Annotated in this window: 25 protein-coding genes, 4 tRNA genes and 1 pseudogene; 5 read left to right on the top strand and 25 right to left on the bottom strand. The window is 48.3% G+C overall.

The window, feature by feature from the left end:
* Positions 1 to 377: 377 nt before the first annotated feature.
* The 6 genes from I8U17_RS16670 to I8U17_RS16695 all read right to left on the bottom strand — a co-directional run bounded on the left by I8U17_RS16670 (position 378) and on the right by I8U17_RS16695 (position 1,748).
* Positions 378 to 452, bottom strand: a tRNA-Val gene (locus I8U17_RS16670).
* A gap of 27 nt (positions 453 to 479) precedes the next feature.
* Positions 480 to 555: transfer RNA gene (locus I8U17_RS16675), tRNA-Ile, on the bottom strand.
* A 10-nt stretch (positions 556 to 565) separates the two neighbouring features.
* Positions 566 to 642, bottom strand: a tRNA-Asp gene (locus tag I8U17_RS16680).
* Between the two features lie 4 nt (positions 643 to 646).
* A tRNA-Met gene (locus tag I8U17_RS16685) sits at positions 647 to 722 on the bottom strand.
* 71 nt (positions 723 to 793) lie between these two features.
* Positions 794 to 973, bottom strand: a complete 180-nt coding sequence (locus tag I8U17_RS16690; protein WP_198055345.1) for a hypothetical protein — start codon at positions 971 to 973, stop codon at positions 794 to 796.
* 235 nt (positions 974 to 1,208) lie between these two features.
* A complete protein-coding gene (locus tag I8U17_RS16695; protein WP_033100194.1) occupies positions 1,209 to 1,748 on the bottom strand; it encodes a phosphatidylglycerophosphatase A family protein in 540 nt (179 codons plus the stop codon).
* A gap of 235 nt (positions 1,749 to 1,983) precedes the next feature.
* Here I8U17_RS16695 and I8U17_RS16700 point away from each other — a divergent pair, with 235 nt between their 5' ends.
* Both I8U17_RS16700 and I8U17_RS16705 read left to right on the top strand, forming a co-directional pair.
* On the top strand, positions 1,984 to 2,496 hold the full coding sequence (locus I8U17_RS16700; RefSeq protein ID WP_033101798.1) for a 2'-5' RNA ligase family protein: 513 nt from the start codon (positions 1,984 to 1,986) through the stop codon (positions 2,494 to 2,496).
* A 21-nt stretch (positions 2,497 to 2,517) separates the two neighbouring features.
* A complete protein-coding gene (locus I8U17_RS16705; protein WP_198059861.1) occupies positions 2,518 to 2,952 on the top strand; it encodes a GNAT family N-acetyltransferase in 435 nt (144 codons plus the stop codon).
* On the opposite strand, the gene I8U17_RS16710 is transcribed toward I8U17_RS16705, so the two are convergent.
* Positions 2,949 to 3,794, bottom strand: a complete 846-nt coding sequence (locus tag I8U17_RS16710; RefSeq protein WP_033101673.1) for a PHP domain-containing protein — start codon at positions 3,792 to 3,794, stop codon at positions 2,949 to 2,951. The genes I8U17_RS16705 and I8U17_RS16710 overlap by 4 nt on opposite strands.
* 19 nt (positions 3,795 to 3,813) lie before the next feature.
* Complete coding sequence (locus I8U17_RS16715) at positions 3,814 to 4,461, bottom strand: hypothetical protein (RefSeq protein WP_198055343.1); 648 nt, start codon at positions 4,459 to 4,461, stop codon at positions 3,814 to 3,816.
* A 162-nt stretch (positions 4,462 to 4,623) separates the two neighbouring features.
* Between I8U17_RS16715 and I8U17_RS16720 the strand changes: the two genes are divergently transcribed.
* A complete protein-coding gene (locus I8U17_RS16720) occupies positions 4,624 to 4,956 on the top strand; it encodes a hypothetical protein (RefSeq protein WP_033101675.1) in 333 nt (110 codons plus the stop codon).
* A 52-nt stretch (positions 4,957 to 5,008) separates the two neighbouring features.
* Here I8U17_RS16720 and I8U17_RS16725 read toward each other — a convergent pair whose 3' ends face one another.
* The 5 genes and pseudogenes from I8U17_RS16725 to I8U17_RS16740 all read right to left on the bottom strand — a co-directional run bounded on the left by I8U17_RS16725 (position 5,009) and on the right by I8U17_RS16740 (position 9,217).
* The gene (locus tag I8U17_RS16725; RefSeq protein WP_033101676.1) at positions 5,009 to 5,230 is read right to left on the bottom strand and encodes a hypothetical protein; all 222 of its coding nucleotides are present in this window, start codon (positions 5,228 to 5,230) and stop codon (positions 5,009 to 5,011) included.
* Positions 5,231 to 5,333: 103 nt separating this feature from the next.
* Positions 5,334 to 6,689, bottom strand: coding sequence for a hypothetical protein (locus tag I8U17_RS16730; RefSeq protein ID WP_232331167.1), 1,356 nt, complete (start codon positions 6,687 to 6,689; stop codon positions 5,334 to 5,336).
* Between the two features lie 3 nt (positions 6,690 to 6,692).
* A pseudogene (locus I8U17_RS18920) lies at positions 6,693 to 6,761 on the bottom strand (SEC-C metal-binding domain-containing protein); the annotation flags it as partial.
* A gap of 326 nt (positions 6,762 to 7,087) precedes the next feature.
* A complete protein-coding gene (locus I8U17_RS16735) occupies positions 7,088 to 8,080 on the bottom strand; it encodes a 3D domain-containing protein (protein WP_198059863.1) in 993 nt (330 codons plus the stop codon).
* A gap of 147 nt (positions 8,081 to 8,227) precedes the next feature.
* Positions 8,228 to 9,217: a VanW family protein gene (locus I8U17_RS16740; protein WP_198055340.1), complete on the bottom strand. Its 990-nt coding sequence runs from the start codon at positions 9,215 to 9,217 to the stop codon at positions 8,228 to 8,230.
* Positions 9,218 to 9,450: 233 nt separating this feature from the next.
* Here I8U17_RS16740 and I8U17_RS16745 point away from each other — a divergent pair, with 233 nt between their 5' ends.
* Together I8U17_RS16745 and I8U17_RS16750 are read left to right on the top strand one after the other, a co-directional pair.
* The gene (locus tag I8U17_RS16745) at positions 9,451 to 10,788 is read left to right on the top strand and encodes a cytochrome ubiquinol oxidase subunit I (protein WP_198055339.1); all 1,338 of its coding nucleotides are present in this window, start codon (positions 9,451 to 9,453) and stop codon (positions 10,786 to 10,788) included.
* The gene (locus I8U17_RS16750) at positions 10,785 to 11,798 is read left to right on the top strand and encodes a cytochrome d ubiquinol oxidase subunit II (protein ID WP_198059864.1); all 1,014 of its coding nucleotides are present in this window, start codon (positions 10,785 to 10,787) and stop codon (positions 11,796 to 11,798) included. The genes I8U17_RS16745 and I8U17_RS16750 overlap by 4 nt, the downstream gene beginning before the upstream one ends.
* Before the next feature lie 70 nt (positions 11,799 to 11,868).
* Here I8U17_RS16750 and I8U17_RS16755 read toward each other — a convergent pair whose 3' ends face one another.
* The 12 genes from I8U17_RS16755 to I8U17_RS16810 form a co-directional block, all read right to left on the bottom strand.
* Positions 11,869 to 12,597, bottom strand: coding sequence for a gamma-glutamyl-gamma-aminobutyrate hydrolase family protein (locus I8U17_RS16755; RefSeq protein WP_033101679.1), 729 nt, complete (start codon positions 12,595 to 12,597; stop codon positions 11,869 to 11,871).
* A 117-nt stretch (positions 12,598 to 12,714) separates the two neighbouring features.
* Positions 12,715 to 12,930: a DUF378 domain-containing protein gene (locus I8U17_RS16760; protein ID WP_033101680.1), complete on the bottom strand. Its 216-nt coding sequence runs from the start codon at positions 12,928 to 12,930 to the stop codon at positions 12,715 to 12,717.
* Positions 12,931 to 13,127: 197 nt separating this feature from the next.
* The gene (ispG, locus tag I8U17_RS16765) at positions 13,128 to 14,240 is read right to left on the bottom strand and encodes a flavodoxin-dependent (E)-4-hydroxy-3-methylbut-2-enyl-diphosphate synthase (RefSeq protein WP_033101681.1); all 1,113 of its coding nucleotides are present in this window, start codon (positions 14,238 to 14,240) and stop codon (positions 13,128 to 13,130) included.
* A 268-nt stretch (positions 14,241 to 14,508) separates the two neighbouring features.
* Positions 14,509 to 14,703, bottom strand: a complete 195-nt coding sequence (locus I8U17_RS16770) for a YqzE family protein (protein ID WP_033101682.1) — start codon at positions 14,701 to 14,703, stop codon at positions 14,509 to 14,511.
* A 17-nt stretch (positions 14,704 to 14,720) separates the two neighbouring features.
* Complete coding sequence (locus I8U17_RS16775; protein WP_198055338.1) at positions 14,721 to 15,266, bottom strand: shikimate kinase; 546 nt, start codon at positions 15,264 to 15,266, stop codon at positions 14,721 to 14,723.
* A 32-nt stretch (positions 15,267 to 15,298) separates the two neighbouring features.
* Positions 15,299 to 15,673, bottom strand: a complete 375-nt coding sequence (locus I8U17_RS16780; protein WP_033101684.1) for a hypothetical protein — start codon at positions 15,671 to 15,673, stop codon at positions 15,299 to 15,301.
* Positions 15,660 to 16,193, bottom strand: coding sequence for a hypothetical protein (locus tag I8U17_RS16785; RefSeq protein WP_033101685.1), 534 nt, complete (start codon positions 16,191 to 16,193; stop codon positions 15,660 to 15,662). Before I8U17_RS16785 ends, I8U17_RS16780 begins: the two co-directional genes overlap by 14 nt.
* Complete coding sequence (locus I8U17_RS16790; RefSeq protein WP_198059865.1) at positions 16,130 to 16,504, bottom strand: type II secretion system protein; 375 nt, start codon at positions 16,502 to 16,504, stop codon at positions 16,130 to 16,132. Before I8U17_RS16790 ends, I8U17_RS16785 begins: the two co-directional genes overlap by 64 nt.
* Positions 16,501 to 16,935 carry a GspH/FimT family pseudopilin gene (locus I8U17_RS16795; RefSeq protein ID WP_033101687.1) on the bottom strand — a complete coding sequence of 145 codons (435 nt, stop codon included), beginning with the start codon at positions 16,933 to 16,935 and terminating at the stop codon, positions 16,501 to 16,503. Before I8U17_RS16795 ends, I8U17_RS16790 begins: the two co-directional genes overlap by 4 nt.
* Positions 16,932 to 17,267 (bottom strand): competence type IV pilus major pilin ComGC, encoded by a 336-nt coding sequence (locus I8U17_RS18655; protein ID WP_052154334.1) that lies wholly within the window; start codon positions 17,265 to 17,267, stop codon positions 16,932 to 16,934. Before I8U17_RS18655 ends, I8U17_RS16795 begins: the two co-directional genes overlap by 4 nt.
* Positions 17,268 to 17,284: 17 nt before the next feature.
* Positions 17,285 to 18,331, bottom strand: coding sequence for a type II secretion system F family protein (locus I8U17_RS16805; RefSeq protein WP_198059866.1), 1,047 nt, complete (start codon positions 18,329 to 18,331; stop codon positions 17,285 to 17,287).
* A complete protein-coding gene (locus I8U17_RS16810) occupies positions 18,300 to 19,388 on the bottom strand; it encodes a GspE/PulE family protein (protein ID WP_052154335.1) in 1,089 nt (362 codons plus the stop codon). Before I8U17_RS16810 ends, I8U17_RS16805 begins: the two co-directional genes overlap by 32 nt.
* Between the last annotated feature and the right edge of the window lie 269 nt (positions 19,389 to 19,657).

Below are 19,657 nucleotides of genomic sequence, written 5' to 3' on the forward strand. Positions count from 1 at the left end.
GGAATGTTTGCCAACTACTATTCTAACCGAGGAATTTCACCATGGCTCAATTATTTTTCGCAGCTGCCATTTTTACACAATTATACGGACTTAACTCTGACCAGCGTTTTACCAAAACAATGTTTGCTTAATAAATACGAAAGATATTTAAGCCTCATTTGAAATGAAAACACAAACGGTTTTCTTTTTTAAACTCCGGACCCGTTCCGTACAACATCAGCTTCTGGATCGTTATAAATTGTATGTTCATGTGGAACAGGTTATCAAAACCTAGCTCTAAATGTAGTAGCCTTGCCTTAACAAAAAGGATTTGAGCAAGCACACCTAAAAATATCAAAAAGCCGCTCCCCATACGGGAAACGGCTTTTCTTACAATTTGGTGGGCAGTATAGGAATCGAACCTACGACCTCTTCCGTGTCAAGGAAGCGCTCTCCCTCTGAGCTAACTGCCCATGTTTGATATGTATGGATGGGAAAATTGGTGGGCCCAACAGGACTCGAACCTGTGACCGATCGGTTATGAGCCGACTGCTCTACCAACTGAGCTATAGGCCCAACCAGAAAGTGGCGGAGCTGACGGGATTCGAACCCGCGATCTCCTGCGTGACAGGCAGGCATGTTAGGCCTCTACACCACAGCTCCAAGTTGGTTGCGGGGGCAGGACTTGAACCTGCGACCTTCGGGTTATGAGCCCGACGAGCTACCGACTGCTCCACCCCGCGGCAATTTGTCATTTCATCATCAGCGACATTTAATACTATACAATAATTTTTTTTCAGACGCAAGGGTTTTTTTAAGATTTTTTTCTCCAGATATAACGAACCCCGTATCGACCTCGTTTGGAACGGAAAACTTCCACAGTCTCCGGACTGTCGTACCCGTAGAGCCACCAATCCTCTTCCATGCGTGCAGCCAGGCAGCGCGCCTGAAAGCGGCTATCATACAATTTAGCCCAATAAACCCATTTTCCCATGATTGCATCCTCCTCTTTTTCTCTATTTTTTCACTCCTCTTTGGATTTCATGCCTTTTTGGGGATGCGCACATTTTGCGTCAGAGCGAAAGCCTCCCGTTCCCGGATGCATATGATGTACGGAAACAAGCGATTCGCTTGTGAAGGCATCCAGCCTGACATGTTCCCTCCTCAAGCCCGGTTTTTTCGGGCTGATGAGAAAGACCCCGGACTCAGCGGGGTCTTTTTTTCTTGCTTTAATTCGCCGCACGTCTGTGTTCTTCCGCTGCTTCCTCTTCATCCCTCAGCCGATGGGCCAGACGGCTCGCAGCAGAAGCGGCAATGCTGGCAACAAGATCATCCATAAAGGTATGCACGGGACCATCCGGACCGTATTTTTTCGTGTCCAACTGGCGAATGATTCCGATTTTATGTTTGTCCAAATGGCCGAAGGTGGTAACCGCGATGCTCCCATACCCGAACACCGATCCCAGAGCCAGTGTCTCATCACAGCCGAACAATCCTTCATCACTGCGGACAAGGCTCAGTAAAGGTTCAGACAGCAGGTTTTCCTCGGCAAGCCTGTCCAGTTCAGCCCCCACGAGAATGGCATGTTGAACCTCTCTTTTTTGCAAAACGGCCAATACGCTTTCCATACAGATCTCCAGGGTGAGATCAGGCTTATAGGGAAGCTGCATTTCCCGAACGATTTCCGCAATCGCTTCAATGGTGATCCCGCGTTGTTGCAGACGGTCGAGTGCGGCCATTTTTACTTCTTTGCTGTGTACTCTCCGCATCGGTTTCCCTCCGTTTTATTCGGCGATCAAAATTTTTATATCCTCTTTTTTCCTTGTTGAAACCTGAAATCGAAATAATAGGGATTTTAGTCAGGCGAAACCTTGCTAAGTCTTTTCAACATCGAGAACCCGGATGATTTACCAGCAAACCAGCAATTAGATGCTTTCTTTGCTGAGAAAAGTTATAATAATAATATGTGGCTATTTTTACTCATCAACTAAAGGAGGTATGTTGATGTACTACGGAATTGCAATATTTCCACAAAAACGTGTCCAAGACCTGGTCAATTCTTACCGCAAACGGTATGATCCCCACTACGCCTTGATTCCTCCGCACATCACGCTGAAAGAAAAGTTTGAGCTGTCCGATGATAAATTGGAGAAAACAGTGGCCGACCTGGAGAAAATAGCCAAACAAATGAAAGCGTTTAAAGTCCGTTTTCACAAGGTCAGCCATTTTCATCCTACAAGCAATACCATTTACCTTGCCATTGATCATGAAGAGCCGATAGTCGAGTTGCACAATCAGATCGAGCAGCTGTTTGAACCAGTCGAAGCCCCTTACGATTATATCCCCCATCTGACGATTGGCCAAAAGATGTCCGAAGACGAATTGCACGACGTTTACGGAAGCTTGCGCATGCGCAAATTTGAGCTGGAAACGCTGATTGATCGCTTCCATCTTCTCTACCAATTGGAAAACGGCTCCTGGAGTATTTATCAAACATTTTTATTAGCCAAACAATAAAAAACAGAAAGGAGTTCCAACTTGTCCATTGAGATAAAAACAGTTGAATCAGAAACAGAATTGCAGCAAGCTTTCTCCATCCGCCGCACCGTCTTCATTCACGAGCAAAAGGTGCCCGAGGATTTGGAAATGGATGAGTGGGAACAGTCGGCCACCCATTTTCTCGCTCTGGAAGACGGGAAACCCATCGGTACCTGCCGTCTGCGCTGGATCAGCAGCCAGGAGGCGAAAGTGGAGAGAGTGGCCGTTCTCGCCCATAAACGGAACACAGGGGCAGGCCGAAAGTTGATGCTGGCCGTGGAAGAAACGGCCCGACTGAAGGAGGCCCGCGCCATTCGTCTGAACGCCCAAATCCAGGTGGTTCCCTTTTATGAGAAATTAGGGTACCGGACAAATGGCGCTCCCTTCTTTGAAGCCGGGATTGAACATATTCCCATGATCAAAGAGCTGAATTAACGCTGCTTTTGCGCCGCTTGTCTCAGCAGTTCCACCACGGATACATCCGTCGTGCAAGTACCGAGCGGTGCATGATACATGGAACCATTTCTCTCGCCATGAAAATCTGATCCCGCAGTTGCGATCAGCCCGAAAGCTTTCGCCATCTCCCGGTATTTTTCTTTTGCATCCTCAGGATGGTCGGGATGATTTACTTCGATTCCGTCCAATCCTTTTGAAACAAGCAGCGGGATAAGGTCGTCTTGCTCATATAATCCTGGGTGGGCAAGAACGGCCGCACCTCCGCTGGCATGAATCAGCTCGATTGCGGCAAACGGGGAAATCCGTTCCGGTGTCGCGTATGCTTTGCCGTCTTTGCCGAGATATTGGTCAAATGCTTCATCCATGGTATGTACAATCCCTTTGTCGATCAGAACTTCGGCGATATGCGGACGACCCACATTCAGATCCTTGCCCTTTCCTTTTTTCTTTTCCATCACCTCTTCCATCGTGATGGAGATCCCAAGCTGGTTCAAATTGTTGATGATCATGCGATTCCGTTCTTTCCGCTTATTGCGCTGTTCCTCCAATTTATTCAGCAGATGAGGATGATCCGGAATCACAAACAATCCGAGCATATGAATTTCTTTCCCCTGCCACAAAGTGCTGATCTCCACTCCCGGCACAACCGTTATTCCCCGTTTCTCCCCTTCAGCCAACGCTTCTTCCACACCGGCCACCGTATCGTGATCCGTGATCCCGACCGCTGCCAGTCCGGCACTTTCTGCCAATCGCACCACATCCCTGGGTGAGAAAAGTCCGTCAGAAGCAGTACTGTGCGAATGAAAATCTACCTTTGCCATTGATTCTCCCTCCTCGATGTTAAAACAGATCGCGAAACAGCGCCATACCTTCCCTCTGCATAAAAATCCGGCACGAAAACGCACTTTGGGCAAGGCGGGATCTTAACCAGGCAATCTTCTCTTCCGCCTGCCTGATCGACAGCGGAACGACCGGCCCGAGCAACAAAAACTTCACTCCTACCTTGACAGGACGCACGAATGCATAATCGACGTCCCGTGCCTGATGCGGCCAGTCCTCGCGGGAAACGGAAAAACGCGGAATCTCCTCCCTCCACTCTGTCAAATGGCAATACTTCTGATCGCGTTTGATTCTAAAAATGGAAAAGTAAGAAGCAATCAGGGTGGAAACATACTCCCATTCTTCCTCTTCAATTTCCGATTCCCGAACGGCCCTTTCGACCACGCGCTCTCTTTGCACATTTACATAATCAAATAAAAACCAGGATTGAAAAACCCTCTCCGGCAAAGAAACCAGGGATGTCTCCTTCCCCCTGCGGTATCCCGTCAAAGTGCCGAATACGTACAGCGCCCGCATTTTCTCGCGAAACGAAATTGTCTTCTCCGCATAAACTTCGATTTGACCCAGCAGTTTAAAAAACGATTCTTCCTTTTTCTTCTGCCACTCATCTCTCCAAGATAAAAAAGGAATCGGTTGATCTCCGGCCATGGGCAAAACGATCTCTCCCTTTCCCCTTTTTCTACTTCAATTTATCATAAAATCATATAATCTCGCATAAAATTAACTGCTTCCTTCCACTTTGAAAAATGGGGATTGTTCATCCCGAAAAAGGGGTATGCAATTGGTAACCACTTGTAAGGAGGGTTTTTCGTGAAGTTAAGAATGAAAGCGCTTGCGGGAATTTCTTGTCCTGACCACAAAATGGATCGGATTTTAAAAGCCCAAGGTTTTCGTTCGTCACACAATCAGCCGCCCGTCTACAATATGGAAATCAGAGATGCCGCTTCGGGAGGCACTTACCGCCTTACCCTCCCTACTTCATTCAAGAAAAAAGAACACAGGACAAAATATTTGGGATTGGACACCCCGACCATTAAGCTGCAATCCCCGATGAACAGCAAATTTGAATCATTCGTACCTGAGCCGGTCGTAACCGCTGTATGGGGGAAAATAGAAGAAATCGCTTCTTATTTGAAATCTTAACGCGCGAGAAAAGAGCACCCGTTGCAGGCGGGTGCTCTTGTACACTCAACAATCAAGTACGTTCCTTGATCTCCTGTTTGATCTGTTCCGCCAGTTCATTCGGGTTTCCTGCGAACGAACGGGATTGTTTGTCCACACCTAACTCTTTGCTGATCTCGTTCATCATCTCTTCTACTTTTTCACCTTGTCCGCCGGGATTTTGTCCGGCTTTTGCCTGACCAGTCCGTTTCTCTTCATTTCCCTTACCGCGAAACAAGTTCAAAAAGCGGAACATAAGAAGATCCTCCTTTTGTCGAGTGTGAAATTAGTATGTGATCTCCCATTTCGTTCCATACCCAAAACAAAAGGAAGCCAAAGATTACCTGTTTTGGCTCCCTTCATTTATTTCCGGACACTTGAACTTGGTTGGCCTGTGACATTGCCGGATATACACCTTCAACACGGGCAAAACAATAACCGGAAGGCGTTTTTTTCACGACTCCTCTGACCCAGTATCTCCTTTCCACCCCTGTGGAAGGCAAGCCGGAAAGGGGGACGGGTTCCCATCTTCCATCCACCAAAACGACCGGTCCGGAGGAGGATACCGCAAACTGCATCATCACGGATTCTTGCTCCTGTGAGTCGCCGGGATCATTTTCACTCAATTCCATCAGCGATTTTCTCATTTCCACTGCTTCCGGCAGGGCGCGGATCAAGGAAATGTAGATTTGCTTATAAATGCGGTAAACGCTTGAAATCTCCTCCTGCTCCAACCAACGGAACAGGTGTTTGAGCGTATTGAGAAAAATGCGCGCCCCGTTCGGGGAGATCTTGGCATTATCCAGATACCAGACGCTCAGGAAATGAACGAGCGCTTCTTCGTTGAGCAAATTCCAGTCAAATGCTTGTCCATATCGAATCGACAGGTATTTGTACAACCATTCGAGGGTGCGGCTGTAAAATTGCTGCGTCCCTTTTTGCAATGGAGCAACAAAGGAAAGAAAAAATTGCTCCAGCTGAAGCATGGTTCGGGGGGGCAGGTCTTCCTCCTTTTCTTTCGCCATCGGCCAGAAGAAGCCGTTGATCGGTTCAGGCGTTGCTGACGGAACAGCTTTTACCTGCTCCAATTCCTCAGCCCGACTGATCGACCATCCGAACACTTTCCATCCTTTTTCCCAAGTGGTCAACTCTTGGCGTTTTTCATCTACTTGGCTGTATTTTTCTAGTTGCACGAGTATCTCCCCTCTCATCTCCTGCACAAAAGAGGTATAAGGGCCGAAAATCTGATAGCGATTGCCGATCCTGAGCAATCTTGTAAACAAAAGGGATTTCTCCGCAATGGCTCCCGCCGGCAAAACGGTAAACTCTTGTCCGGTTTCCAGTTCTTTCAATATGATGTATTCTTCTTCTTTTTTCGTTACTTCAAAGCAGGTAAACTTCGACTCGGAGAAATATCGGGCCAAGCGCTCTTTTTGCGGTGCCTTGCGCAAGGTGGCACTCCACACTTCGACAGGCCGTTTGCGGTTTAAACAGGGGGCATCAAATAAAATCCACAAGCGAAAGGATGTGGAAAATTCTTTTGGTATCGGCTGATCCATCGGAAACTGAAGCAATTTCTTGAAACGATTCGCCCATTCGAGCTGTTTCCCCTCCGATACCCGCTGATTAAACCAGCGGTTAAGCTCTGACAACAGTTCGTTTTTCAATTGGCTTTCACGCGCTTCACGGGCTTTTTCAGCCGCGTCCAGCGTCACAACCCTTTCACAACATTTTTTGAACTTTTTTCCACTGCCGCATGGGCAAGGTTCATTCCGACCTACCATCATGACACCTCGGATGCAGTATTCCTTGCCTTCAGTATAGCTGAAACAGCATCAAAAACAAATATTTACCAATTCATCCTGATTTTCTGATTGCAGGTTCTCGGTCGCTTTTTCATATATCAATAATATATATACCTTTATATAAAGGGTTGTAAACCATTTAATTAAAAATAAAAAAAGGCCGGATTGAAAAGGAAGGAAAGAAAAAATTTTGCAAAGACGCTTGGCATTGGCATTTCAGGTGGATAAACGGAGTCCCTGTTAAATAATTCCCTATCAAACAAAAAAATACCTGCAACGAATAAACATTGCAGGCAATTTTTTGTTTATTATTTTAAAATCTTGATCGTAACCGTCCGTCGACCCCAGTTGATCGCTTCTTGTTCAGAATCGAAAAATAAATCGATAATCTTTCCATTGATCGCTCCACCGGTATCTTCGGCCACACCGTAACCGTAACCCGGTATGTACAATTTTGTTCCCAGCGGAATGACGTCAGGGTCAACCGCAATCGTTCCGCGATGGGGGTATGTGCCCGTAGCCGTTCGGGAACCGGTAGCAGTATATCCTGTTGCCTCAACCGTCAAAGTTCCCGTCTCTTTGGCTGAAGTCAGATTGACGCTTTCCTTTTGGGCCATTTCTTTGTTGGTTCCGACTTTCACGATTTTCTCGACAGGCTCGACAGAATCGATCAGTTTTTGCGTAACGACGGGTTCTCCATCTTCCACGACCGGTTGACCATTTTTGTACAACATGGTCACCTGATAAACCTTTTTCCCTTCTTTCCCGTCCTGTTTCACTTCCGTTTTGCCATCAGCCATCTGGTTGTCTTCAATTTTCTTCGTTTTGTACGGAACCTCTTCGACCTTCTTCTTCACTCGCTGCTCCAATCGATCTACTACGATTTTAGTTCCTTCCTTAATCTTCTGATTAAGCGGAACATTGATTTCATCCCAAGCAGTTAGTTGGACCTTTTTCGAATTTAAAACATCTTCCACGGTCTCTTGCGTGGTTTGGAAAGTTCCCAGATCCTTTCCGGCAACACTTAACGAAACGCGGCATTTACAGGTAAGCTGAACCGTTTTTTGCCCGCCCAACTTCTGATCCCAGGGAATGCTCGGTTCATAGTTCTGTTTAAGCTCTGCGACAGAATAGCCTTGCTTTGTCAAAGAGCTCGCCAATGTATCGTCATTATTTTCCAGATTAATTATTTTCGGTTGGTCGCTAAAGGTTACTTTTACCTGCTGCGGTTCTGAACAACCCGTGAGCAGACTGGGCAGGATGAGGATCATCGCAAGGCTGTTTAGAAGGATCCTTTTCATCAAATACCTCCTTCTGAATAAAAGCCTGAACAATGATTGATTATAGCAGAACTTTACCTACCAATCTATTATTTTGATTGATTGTCATATATTCCTCTATTTTAATACAAATTATGTTTATGCTCACGGGTCGTCAATTGTTCCTTGCTATTCTTCCAAAAAAGTCCCCTGGTGCGGTGCAGGGGGGATGGCTCGCGGATAATAGTGCACATTTTTCGGTCCGTAAATGGAGATGGTCAACCTGCCTCTTTGTATCTCCGCCTCAATTAAAATCGGTTCATTCAACTGATTTTGGAAACGAAAATCCGGCCCGCCCCACGAAACGGTTGCATCGCGATATTTCGGCACATAAGTAACCATTTTACTGTGACTGACCCGTTGGATCACTCTCAGCCCCGCCCGGTCAACTGAGTTGAACAAGGTTGAAGAGGTTTGGCAGATCCCTCCTCCAATCCCCTCGCTGTATTCCCCTTTGACAATGATCCGTGCCGGACGGTATCCTCTTGCCAGCGACCGTTCTCCGACGATGCGATTGAAGGAAAAAATTTGTCCGGGCAGTAAAACCGTATGATCAATCGCTTGGACGGACAGTCGAATATTATGGGTGCGATTCAAATTTCGCGCATTAAAATAAGTTGAATAGGAGGACAGCTTTTTTTGTTTCAGTTGTTGCAATTTTTTTGTGGTAAGCTGCGGCTGAATCCAGATAACCGGGACTTCGAGAGGCCTGCCCAAATATTCATGGATCGAATCGAGCCACTCGTATACTTTCTGCCGGTCCACTTTTCGCCCCAACTGATGAGGAATAATCCGGCGCTGACGGTCAAAACGGGCAGATCGTGCCGGTCGGTTGATCTCATGTTCAACCACAAGTGAAAACCAATTCATAAAGGCTTGGCGGTTTAATGTGGTGGGATCCACTCCGTCAAAACCGATTTCACTGAGCGGAAAGATCCACTCCTTATGCTGGAAGCGAAAAATCATCACAGATGTGTAAAGACGGGGAGATTCTGCCGGATGGAGCGATGCCGGAGGTCGGGTATACGCGTCCGACTTCAAGCTCCCTCCGGGCAAAACAGGACAAATCAGGCACACGGCCAGCAGCAGGGGAAAAAATCGAGTTCTCAACCAGCACATAAACGTCCCCCCTTTTTGTTCCCTAGTCTTTGTCAAAAAAAGGAGAGCTATAATTTCACATCACTTCCATCAATTCTGACTTTCGATACCCATTTGTTCATTATTGAACAAAATTGATTTATTTCCTTTTAAAATTGTTGATTTTTATTGTCAAAGTTCGTGAATAAATGTACAAAGTGATGGCGAATGCGTATGATTAAGATAAAATTAGCTCTGAGCAGGAGGAATTAAACATGGACTCAGTTTTGTGGAGCCGTATTTTGACTGCTGAAACGCTGGCATTCCACATTGTTTGGGCTACCATCGGTGTAGGTGTCCCCATTTTTATCTGCTTGGCCGAAGGATGGGGAATCTGGCGCAAGGATCCCCATTTCATCCTGTTAGCCCGCCGCTGGACGCGCGGTTTTGTCATCACCGTAGCCATTGGCGTGGTAACCGGAACCTGTATCGGCCTGATGCTCTCGCTTCTGTGGCCGAAATTTATGCAACTGGCAGGCAATGTCATCAGTTTGCCCTTGTTTATGGAAACCTTTGCCTTCTTCTTTGAAGCAATTTTTTTGGGCATTTATCTCTACACCTGGGATCGTTTCCAAAAACCGGTCTATCATTGGCTGACGTCAATCCCGATTATCATCGGTTCCTCGATGTCCGCCGTCTTCATCACGACTGTCAACTCTTTTATGAATACCCCGGCAGGTTTCAAGCTTTCTGCTTCCGGACGGGTGAGCCATATCGATCCGATCGCCGCCATGCTTAATCCGTCCACTCCGTCAGAAGTGGGCCATGTGCTCTCTTCCGCATATGCCACGTGCGGTTTTTTGCTGGCCGCCATCGCCGCCTGGCACTTATTAAAGGGAAAGACGCACGTCTATTACAAAAAAGCGCTTCATTTAACGATGGCAATCAGCTTTATCCTGTCCTTGCTCACCTTTGTCGCCGGCGATCTTTCCGGCAAGTTTCTGGCCACTTGGCAACCGGCCAAACTTGCGGCCGGAGAATGGCATTTTGACACACGAACCAATGCGCCTCTGGTGATTGGCGGCATACTCGATGAAAAGAATCTGGAAGTGAAATACGGACTGGAAATCCCTTCGGCGTTGAGCTTTCTCGCCACCGGATCCATCGACGGCAAAGTGACCGGGCTGAAGGAGATTCCGCGCTCGGAATGGCCGCCGCTCTTCATCCACTACCTGTTTGACGCGATGGTGGGAATCGGCTTTTATCTCATTTTCATTTCCGCGGCTTATCTCGCGTATTGGTTGTCGAAAAAGGAGATCATCCAAAGCCGCTGGTTGCTCCGGGGAATTGTTTTGGCCGCTCCGCTCGCGTTTCTGGCCATTGAGTTTGGATGGATTTACGCCGAAGTGGGAAGGCAGCCCTGGATCATCACCGGGTTGATGCGGGTGGATCAGGCTGCAACTACGGCGGATAATGTGGGAATGGTTACCCTGATGTTCAGTCTCCTCTATCTCTTGCTCGCCATTGTTGCCATCAGTGTCCTCTCCCGCTTGTTCAGAGGACGGCCGGCGGAAACGGAACTTCATGCAGTTGAAGGGAGGAGCCGGACATGAACTTGGCAATGGTCGGAATCACGGTTTTGTGGACGTTCTTGTACGGTTATCTCCTGATCGCCTCGATTGATTTCGGGGCTGGATTCTTTTCCTGCTACAGCATGCTGACCGGAAAAGACCATATCATCAACCGGATTATTGACCGCTATCTGTCTCCCGTCTGGGAAATAACCAACGTTTTTCTGATCTTTTTCATCGTCGGCCTTGTCGGCTTTTTCCCGGAAACCGCTTATTATTACGGGACGGCATTGCTGATTCCCGGGTCAGTGGCATTGATTCTGCTGACGATTCGCGGTTCTTTCTATGCCTTTGCCAATTACGGGGCGCGCAAGAGCAAGTTTTATTTGCTCCTCTACGGGTTGACTGGTCTGTTCATTCCCGCTTCCCTGTCAACGGTTTTGACGATTTCAGAAGGGGGTTTTATTGAAAAAACGGGGGATCGCCTCTTATTTCGGGCAGATCTTCTTTTCACCAGCCACTATTCCTGGAGCGTTGTCTTCCTGGCTTTGGTCAGCATTTTATATATCAGCGCCAGTTTTCTCACCTTTTATGCTGATCGGGCAAATGATCTCCAGGCCAGGGAGCTTTTGCGAAAATATGCCCTGTTTTGGAGCGGGCCTACAATTTTGGCCAGCTTGTGGGTCTTTTGGGAGCTTTCCCGGCACAATCCGGAACATTTCTCCCGTGCCCTCTCTGTCGGCTGGATGTTCGTCACTTCCTTTTTCTGCTTTTGTATTGGCGTCTGCTTAATGTGGAAACGGAAAAATCTGGGCATCGCGTTTATCTTCGTCATGTTCCAGTTCGCCTGCGCTTTTTTTGGTTACGGCATTTCCCATCTTCCTTATCTGTTGTATCCCTTTATCACCATTCATACCGCTTTGACGAATACCACGATGGGTATGGCATTGGTGATCGCTTTTATCGCCGGTCTCTTGCTCCTGATTCCATCCATCGGGCTTTTGCTCTGGCTGTTCCTTTTCAACGCCGGCTATGTTCGCGGAAAAAAATAAAGGAAAACGATGAGGAAAGCATGAAGAGGGCGAAACTCCTTTCCGGAGAAACGCCCTCTCTTATTCGCTTTTACCGGAAAACCGCTGATTTTTCTTTTCTCTTTTCACAAGCCGCTACAAAGGCCCGAAACAATCGTTTCGCATGATCATCTTTTGCCACCATCGACTCAGGATGCCACTGCACCCCCACCACAAACTCATGCGCAATGCTTTCAAATGCTTCAATCACCCCGTCACTGGCGACCGCCGTCACTTTGAGCGGAGACACCACTTTGCGGACAGCCTGATGGTGAAAACTGTTTACTTTAATCAGCGACTTCGCAAAAATCGAGTAAAGAAGGGAATCCTCGGCAATTTGAATCGTATGGGAAGCATGGCTGCGCGGGGCCTTTTGCTGGTGTTGCAATACCGCCTTCTTCTGGCCGGGTAAATCCTGATACATGTCTCCGCCCATCGCAATATTCAAAATTTGGCATCCGCGGCAGATGCCGAGGATCGGCTTGCGTTGCGCATTAAACTGCTCAATGAGGGCAATTTCCATTTCGTCCCGGTCCGGCACGATCTCACCCAACCCGGGATGAGGTTCTTCGTCAAATAAAGTCGGGTCAATATCGCCTCCGCCGGTGAGGAGCAAACCGTCAACCAGTCTGCTCATTTCCGCGATCAGTTCATCATCGACCGTATAGGGAAGCAAAAACGGAATCCCCCCGGCAGCGATGATCACATCGCTGTATTCCTGCGATAAAAATTGTTTTTTGCTTTGCTCAAGGGACATGGTAATCCCGATCACCGGTTTCATCTGAATCTCCCTCTCCTGTTGTTGTTCCTCCTTTTTCGATCTTATCTTATGTTTACAATTGACGAAAGTATCAAAAAACAACGCACACAAAAAACTCCAGACCAAAATGGCTGGAGTTTATTTGGCTGATGCAGGTTCGCGATTACTGAACAGGAAGCTGATCGCATAAAGGCCGGCAATCCCGACAATTGCATAGATCACGCGACTCAGAAATGAGGATGCACGGAGCGATTCACCGCCAAAAATCGCGGAAACCAAATCCCATTGGAACAATCCAACCAACAACCAGTTCAAAGCCCCAATGATAACCAAAATTAAAGCCAATTTTTTCAACGCTGCTCCTCCTTTCCCCACTGTTTACGTTTATTATCCCGCACCGCAGGAAAAACATGCAGGGAAACTAAAGGTCCATCCCGGGCAGCATCTCTGACCGGGGCATGAGAATACAGGATAGGTGCGACCATGCCCCCCCGGGCTGTGATGCATATTTACAAAAAAAAAGCAACCCGATGGTTGCGGGTTGCCGGGAACTAGACTCCCAGTATATCCTTTTCTCGGTTTTCTTCTTTTTGCTTTTGATAATATTCTTCCGCCAGTTTGTCGATTTCTTTTTTCAATTCGGCGACCATATCTTTTTCCGGGATTTTGCGAATGATTTTCCCATGTCGGAACAAGAGGCCTTCCCCGCGGGCACCGGCAATCCCGATATCCGCTTCCTTCGCTTCACCGGGACCGTTAACTGCACATCCCAAAACAGAAACCTTGATCGGAGCGCGAATTTTGGAGATATAATCTTCGATCTCATTGGCAATGCTGATGAGGTCGATTTCGATTCGCCCACAAGTCGGGCAGGAAATCAGCGTCGCCGCGTTTGCAGCCAACCCAAACGCTTTTAAGAGCTCCCTTGCCACTTTTACTTCTTCAACAGGGTCAGCACTCAGGCTGATCCGCACCGTATTTCCGATTCCCATCGCCAAAAGCGCTCCCAGTCCGGCAGAACTTTTCACTGTGCCGGAAAAAAGGGTTCCCGACTCGGTAATCCCGAGATGTAACGGGTAATTGAATGTTTCCGCCGCTTTCTTGTAGGCGTCAATCGCCAAACGGACATCCGAGGCTTTCAGCGAAACGATGATATCATGAAAATCGAGCTCTTCCAAAATGCCGATATGGTAAAGGGCGCTTTCGATCATTCCTTCTGCTGTTGGATACCCGTATTTTTCCAAAATCCGCTTTTCCAACGAACCGGCATTGACTCCGATGCGGATCGGGATCCCCCGTTCTTTGGCCGCTTTCACGACCGCCTCCACTTTTTCTCTTTTGCCGATATTCCCCGGATTGATGCGAATTTTATCAATTCCGCCTTCGATCGCTTTTAAGGCCAGTTTGTAATCAAAATGGATATCTGCAACCAAGGGGATGTTTACTTGCTTTTTAATCTCCGGAATCGCTTCGGCTGCGCGCATGTCCGGACAAGCGACCCGGACGATTTGACAGCCGGCTTCTTCCAGCCGTTTAATCTCTGCAACCGTCGCTTTAACATCATGCGTTTTCGTTGTCGTCATGCTTTGGATAACCACTTGGTTATTCCCGCCAATTTGAATGTTTCCAACTTTGACGGGCCTTGTTTCCGTACGATGATACATAAAGGATTCGCTCCTTTTGCCGTAACGTGAAGTCGATGTTCGGCATGTTGACCTTCCTTTATGCCGCCAACAACCGAATGAAGAATCATGAGTCCCTGAACTCCATTTACCAAGTATAACATATCACACCGGCAAAGAGAAAAGGAGCACAAACGCTCCTTGTCAATCTTTTTTTGCTTTCTGTTCAATTTTTATTCCACATTGAAACCACCGGTGCTCAAGCGAAAACCATTTTCCACGTGGCAACGGCCACCTGTCGCCCCTGTTGCTATTCATTTTCCCGTCTCAGCCTGGAACGCTGTTTGTCCATGTACATTCTCATGGAAAAGGGGATCATGCCAAACCATTTGACAGACCAGGGTTCTTTTCTCATCTGTTTCAGTTCTTTCCGCTCAGAGCGAGGCGTCTCCATATACCAGATCATCCGCTGAAGCAGAAACTGAATCCATTCTCTAAACGACATTGATTCCACCTCATCCCTTAGCTTAGCCGGTGAAATCGCCGTTTAAACGCTTTTTCCCAAAAGGAAACAATCTCTTGCACGACCCCGTCTACACTTCGCCCGGTGGTATCGACGGTGAGATCGGCAAAGTCGTACAAACCTTCTCTCTCCTTCATAATGGTGTATACCTTGGTATGTAACTCTCCCTGCAATAACGGACGCTCATCAGCGGCACGACCGAGACGCCGGATAATCTCTTCCGGTTCGGCGAACAGCTGCACGACAACCCCCTTTTCCCGCATCATCTCCCTGTTCTCTTCCTTTAACACAATTCCTCCCCCGGTGGTGAGGAGCAAAGGGGAACCGTTCAGCAGCATCTTCAGCAATCTGGTCTCCTCTTGCCGAAAAGCAGCCTCGCCGGCACGGGCAAAATACTCTGCGATTGTGCAGCCAAACCGCGCTTCCAGTTCCTGGTCGGTATCCTTCCATTCCAGTTTCAGCTTTTTCGACAATTCCCGACCGACAGTAGTTTTACCTGTCCCCATCATGCCAATGAGAATCAAATGGCTCTTTTCCTGGTTCATTTCTACCTCCACCTGGATTTTTATTCTCTATCTTAGCGGATCCAGCGGTGGATGGCTAGCGTGTGCGGGTCAAGCTCCACTTCGCTCGTCTGCATGACGCCATTTTTTCCATAGGCTGTTGCCTGCACGCGGGTCATCTTCTCCCCTTGTTGAAGAATCCATGTCTCCACATAAATTCCATTGATTTGCAAAAGGCCTTTTTTCCCGGCACTTCCCATCTTCAGCTGCTTCCGAAGCACGGCGATTCCACTCTCCGACGCATATTTGCAGCGAATCTGTTCTTCATAGAGAGCCTGTGCCTGCTTCGTGTCAGCTGAACCGATGATCAGAAACGTGAGCAGCGTAAACAAAACCGTCAGGGAGGCGATCACCACCGGGAGGGCGAAGCCCCGTTCATTCCGCCTCATCAGATGTTCTCACCCTTCCTGCGACATATGTGCTCCAATCCAGGCTCGCATTCCAGTTCTGCATGCCGATTTTCATTCCCACACCGACAGGATCCGGGACAAAAGCGATATAATAAACATCCTGCAACAAAATGGTATTGCCCTTGAATGCTGTTTCTTCCTGTGCGCGGACGCTGCGGATCACCCGGCGTTTTTGATGCCGATAGCAAACGGTGTCTCCGTTCGGCAATTGAAAATACAGGGAGCCGTTATCCATTCGAAAATGGCTGCCCTGCTTCAATTCCTGATGAATATAACCGGAAAAAGCCATCGATTCCATTACCAACCGCTCTTTGCCATCCAACCCTTTGATTTCCGACATAAAGGTGCGTGTGATAAAAAACAGGGCCGGAAGCAGTATCAACAAGACGCTCATGGCAATGACCAATTCGAGATAGGTAAAACCGGCTTCACCTTTTAATCCTGAAAGCGATGCGTCATCCACCTGGCGCTTTTCGTTTTTCCATCTTTCCCTTTCCATTGAACCTCCACTTCCATCTGGTACAAGAACGGCTCAACCGCGCGGCATTTGGTCTGCAAAAGATACACTTGCTTCGGGAACTCTTCGCTTTTTACTGTTTTGCTTTCACCGGCGCAACGATCCGGAAAAGCCGACAGCTGCTTTTCCATTTCATTTTCCATCAAATGATCGATTTCCAGCCGGATGATTTCCTCTGTTTCCTTCATTTTTATTTCGTGCAGGACAGGAACGGCAAACACCATAAACACGCCGATCAGCACAAGCGACATCGTCACCTCGGCCAAGGTAAACCCTTCTTCTCCCCGCTTCATGGCATCAACTCCGCTTTGGGCCGGCCGGACGCCACCTGAATCACCAATTTTCCGACCAGTTTTTCCGCAGACAAGATGCGGATCGTTCCTCCCTGAACCTGCCCGGTCTCCCGGAAAATCACCTGATTTCCCTTATAATTGCTGGCAAGACGATATTTGTCGGGAACCGGGATGGTCCGAATCTCCTCCTCTCCCTGATACACTTCGATTTCACGGGGATTCAGAAAAAGAGAAACTTCGCTTTCACGGGAGACAGCCTCCAACTGGGCCAATTGGATCTGTGTGGCCAGAGAATCCAAAAACATCTCCCTTTCCGCCCGCTCACCCAAAACCGACAATGCCGGCAGCGCAATCGCAGCCATCAGTCCGAGCACGAACAAAATCAACAACACTTCGACCAGCGTCCACCCTTGTTCCCCGACATGCTTCATTTTTGGCATTTCACTCTTTTTTCGGAGGAGATTTGCGGATTACGGTCAATCACATAATGCCCCCCGCCCGGACACGCCGGCACCGATCGCAGATAACCCCGTTTCACCAATTCCGCCACGCTGCCCGGGTACTCTCCGTATTCCAGATAGTAGTTATCCGCTTGTGCGCTGATCATCTGTCTGTTCGCGCGATCCGCCCGATCCTTGGCTTTCTCCCCAGCCGCCTTCAAATTAGGAATCGCAATCGCCAAAATGAGACCGATAATAAACAAAACCACCAACATTTCCACCAAAGTAAATCCTTTTTCACCATTCCCCGTCATGGTTGACATCTGCCACTCTCCTTTCATTAAAGCGCCCGCACCAGCTGCAATACCGGCAGGAACATGCCGATGACCGTCAGTGCGACAAACAACCCGATGGCAAATATAAACGCGGGTTCCAAACTCCTCGTCAGCCGTTCGATCTTGTATTTCATCATCTTCTCCGTCCCCTCGGACAGATGGAGGAGAATTTCATCCAATTTTCCTGATTCCTCGGCCAACGTGACCATCTGCACGAATAAAGGCAAAAACAGTGGTTCCGCTTTTTTCTTCACCGCTCCGGCAAAAGAATCACCCTGCATCAAGCACTTTTTCACCTTATGTATTCTGCGGGTTAAAAGAACCCACGGAGTCAGCGTCGCCATTACATCAAGCGCCGTCAGCAATGGAACGCCCGCGGCCAGCAGCGAACCCAACTGAGTCGCAACATAATGAGTGAAACGGTACCGGTAATACTGCCCAATGCCCGGAAGCCACAACAACATCCTGGTAAAAAAAGCTTGTAGCCTGTCAGAGCTCATCCGGATCAATCCACCGCCCACCGACAACAGACATATGGATCCCCCTGCAAACAGCAAAACGGAATGAAAGGAATGAGACAAGAGAAACATCCATTGGGTGATGGCCGGCAACGGAATCCCAAGCGTCTGATACAGTTCGGAAAATCGGGGCAAAACAATCGAAACCAGAAAAAAGACCGCACCGATTGCAATGCAAAAGACCAGCAGCGGATAAAAACATGCTTGCCCGAATTCCCGGCTCCATTTGGCCCTTGCGGCATAGTAGGATGCGCACTGCTTAAACCCGAAAACGTAATCGCCGTGTTCTTCGGCAGCGCGAATAAACGAGATGAACAGATTGGGAAAAGCGCACTTTTGCAAGGCGGAAGACAGATTCCCGCCATTTTCCAATTCTTTTTTTAATTTTTCGTATAAAGAAGATGTAATCAATTGTTGTGTCACCAGCAAATCCAAACAGGTCAGCAGAGAAATTCCGCTTTCCAGCAAATGCCCCATCTGCTGGCTGAACACCATCAACTTTTCAGTTTTCCACCGGCGTTTCATCCGCACCATCAATCACCCGCATCCATTCCTCAATCGTGGTTTCATCTTTCCTTACCTTGTCCATCACAGCGTCGCTGATCCGCTTCATGCCGCTGTCGATCAAGAACGCGCGCAACTCGCGCAAAGAGGCCCGCCCCACGATCAGACGTCCCAGATCTTCACCGGACTCCATCACCTCAAAAACACCGGTGCGCCCATAGTATCCCGTATTCCCGCAATCGGCGCATTTGCTTCCGCGGCAATGTGCACACGGCAAACGCACCAGACGCTGTGCAACGACACCGGCCAGGGCAGCTGCAACCCGAAACGGCTCGATCCCCATGTCAATGAGGCGCATCACGGCACTGGCTGTATCATCGGTGTGAAGCGAGGTGAGGACGAGATGGCCGGTCAGGGCAGCGCTGATGGCAATGGCGGCCGTTTCAAGATCCCGGATTTCCCCGATCATGATCACGTTGGGATCCTGCCGCAGCACCGCCCGCAATCCTCTGGCAAATGTCAAACCGGACTTGGGCAGGATCTGCACCTGATTGATCCCCGGCAACTGCAGTTCGATCGGATCTTCCAATGTCACAATATTGGTTTCGACCCGGTTTAATTGTTCCAGCATCGCATAAAGCGTCGTCGTTTTCCCTGATCCCGTCGGTCCGGTAACAATAATCAGGCCGCTCGCTTTTTTCAGCAGGCGCTCAACCTTGGCCCGTTCCTCCGCTTCCATGCCCAGATTTTCCAGCTTCCGCGGTTGACCGCGGGTTTTGAACAAACGCAGGACAATTTTTTCTCCGTAAAGTGTCGGAAGCGTCGACACGCGCAGGTCGAGCTGACCCCGGGCGATTTTCCCGTCTTGCGGAATTCTTTTCTCGCTGATATCCAAATGGCTCAGTAATTTGACTCTGGCCGTGATGGCCGCAGCATGCTCCGCCGGAAGCAAATCATGCTCTTGGAGAAAACCATCGACGCGAAGCCGCACCCTGAGTCCGTGCTGCATGGGCTCCAGATGAATATCGCTCGCCCGCAGTTCCTGTGCTTTTAAAAAGAGATCATCAATGTAATCGACAACATTCAAGCCAGCCTCATTCCTCCCTCCCGTAAAAATCCATAAAAATAAATTATTTTACAATTTCTACCTTTCTTTCTGATATCCTTCCCCGATTTCGACAAATTCGGAATTATTTGTACAACTTTCCCTATTTTCTGCACGCACAAAAAAAGGGGAGGATCATCAGATCTCCCGGCGAGATTGATGACAAACCCCACCCTTTTCTTCGGAAAAGGAATGGGGTTTTGTATATTTCTAGGATATATACAGATAAAGTAAACCTGATGTGACCTATT

It is taken from the genome of Thermoactinomyces sp. CICC 10521 (assembly GCF_016055135.1).
Taxonomy (GTDB): Bacteria; Bacillota; Bacilli; order Thermoactinomycetales; family Thermoactinomycetaceae; genus Thermoactinomyces_A; species Thermoactinomyces_A daqus.

Bases quoted from the DNA above. Each gene is read 5' to 3' on its own strand.
- I8U17_RS16770 (WP_033101682.1), bottom strand. From the start codon at position 14,703: ATGTCGTTTAGAGAATGGATTCAGTTTCTGCTTCAGCGGATGATCTGG.
- I8U17_RS16725 (WP_033101676.1), bottom strand. From the start codon at position 5,230: ATGTTCCGCTTTTTGAACTTGTTTCGCGGTAAGGGAAATGAAGAGAAA.
- I8U17_RS16745 (WP_198055339.1), top strand. From the start codon at position 9,451: ATGGACTCAGTTTTGTGGAGCCGTATTTTGACTGCTGAAACGCTGGCA.
- I8U17_RS18655 (WP_052154334.1), bottom strand. From the start codon at position 17,267: ATGTCAACCATGACGGGGAATGGTGAAAAAGGATTTACTTTGGTGGAA.
- ispG (WP_033101681.1), bottom strand. From the start codon at position 14,240: ATGTATCATCGTACGGAAACAAGGCCCGTCAAAGTTGGAAACATTCAA.
- I8U17_RS16795 (WP_033101687.1), bottom strand. From the start codon at position 16,935: ATGAAGCATGTCGGGGAACAAGGGTGGACGCTGGTCGAAGTGTTGTTG.
- I8U17_RS16695 (WP_033100194.1), bottom strand. From the start codon at position 1,748: ATGCGGAGAGTACACAGCAAAGAAGTAAAAATGGCCGCACTCGACCGT.
- I8U17_RS16690 (WP_198055345.1), bottom strand. From the start codon at position 973: ATGGGAAAATGGGTTTATTGGGCTAAATTGTATGATAGCCGCTTTCAG.
- I8U17_RS16710 (WP_033101673.1), bottom strand. From the start codon at position 3,794: ATGGCAAAGGTAGATTTTCATTCGCACAGTACTGCTTCTGACGGACTT.
- I8U17_RS16775 (WP_198055338.1), bottom strand. From the start codon at position 15,266: ATGAACCAGGAAAAGAGCCATTTGATTCTCATTGGCATGATGGGGACA.
- I8U17_RS16715 (WP_198055343.1), bottom strand. From the start codon at position 4,461: ATGGCCGGAGATCAACCGATTCCTTTTTTATCTTGGAGAGATGAGTGG.
- I8U17_RS16805 (WP_198059866.1), bottom strand. From the start codon at position 18,331: ATGGTGCGGATGAAACGCCGGTGGAAAACTGAAAAGTTGATGGTGTTC.
- I8U17_RS16750 (WP_198059864.1), top strand. From the start codon at position 10,785: ATGAACTTGGCAATGGTCGGAATCACGGTTTTGTGGACGTTCTTGTAC.
- I8U17_RS16780 (WP_033101684.1), bottom strand. From the start codon at position 15,673: ATGAGGCGGAATGAACGGGGCTTCGCCCTCCCGGTGGTGATCGCCTCC.
- I8U17_RS16755 (WP_033101679.1), bottom strand. From the start codon at position 12,597: ATGAAACCGGTGATCGGGATTACCATGTCCCTTGAGCAAAGCAAAAAA.
- I8U17_RS16785 (WP_033101685.1), bottom strand. From the start codon at position 16,193: ATGGAAAGGGAAAGATGGAAAAACGAAAAGCGCCAGGTGGATGACGCA.
- I8U17_RS16790 (WP_198059865.1), bottom strand. From the start codon at position 16,504: ATGAAGCGGGGAGAAGAAGGGTTTACCTTGGCCGAGGTGACGATGTCG.
- I8U17_RS16740 (WP_198055340.1), bottom strand. From the start codon at position 9,217: ATGTGCTGGTTGAGAACTCGATTTTTTCCCCTGCTGCTGGCCGTGTGC.
- I8U17_RS16735 (WP_198059863.1), bottom strand. From the start codon at position 8,080: ATGAAAAGGATCCTTCTAAACAGCCTTGCGATGATCCTCATCCTGCCC.
- I8U17_RS16700 (WP_033101798.1), top strand. From the start codon at position 1,984: ATGTACTACGGAATTGCAATATTTCCACAAAAACGTGTCCAAGACCTG.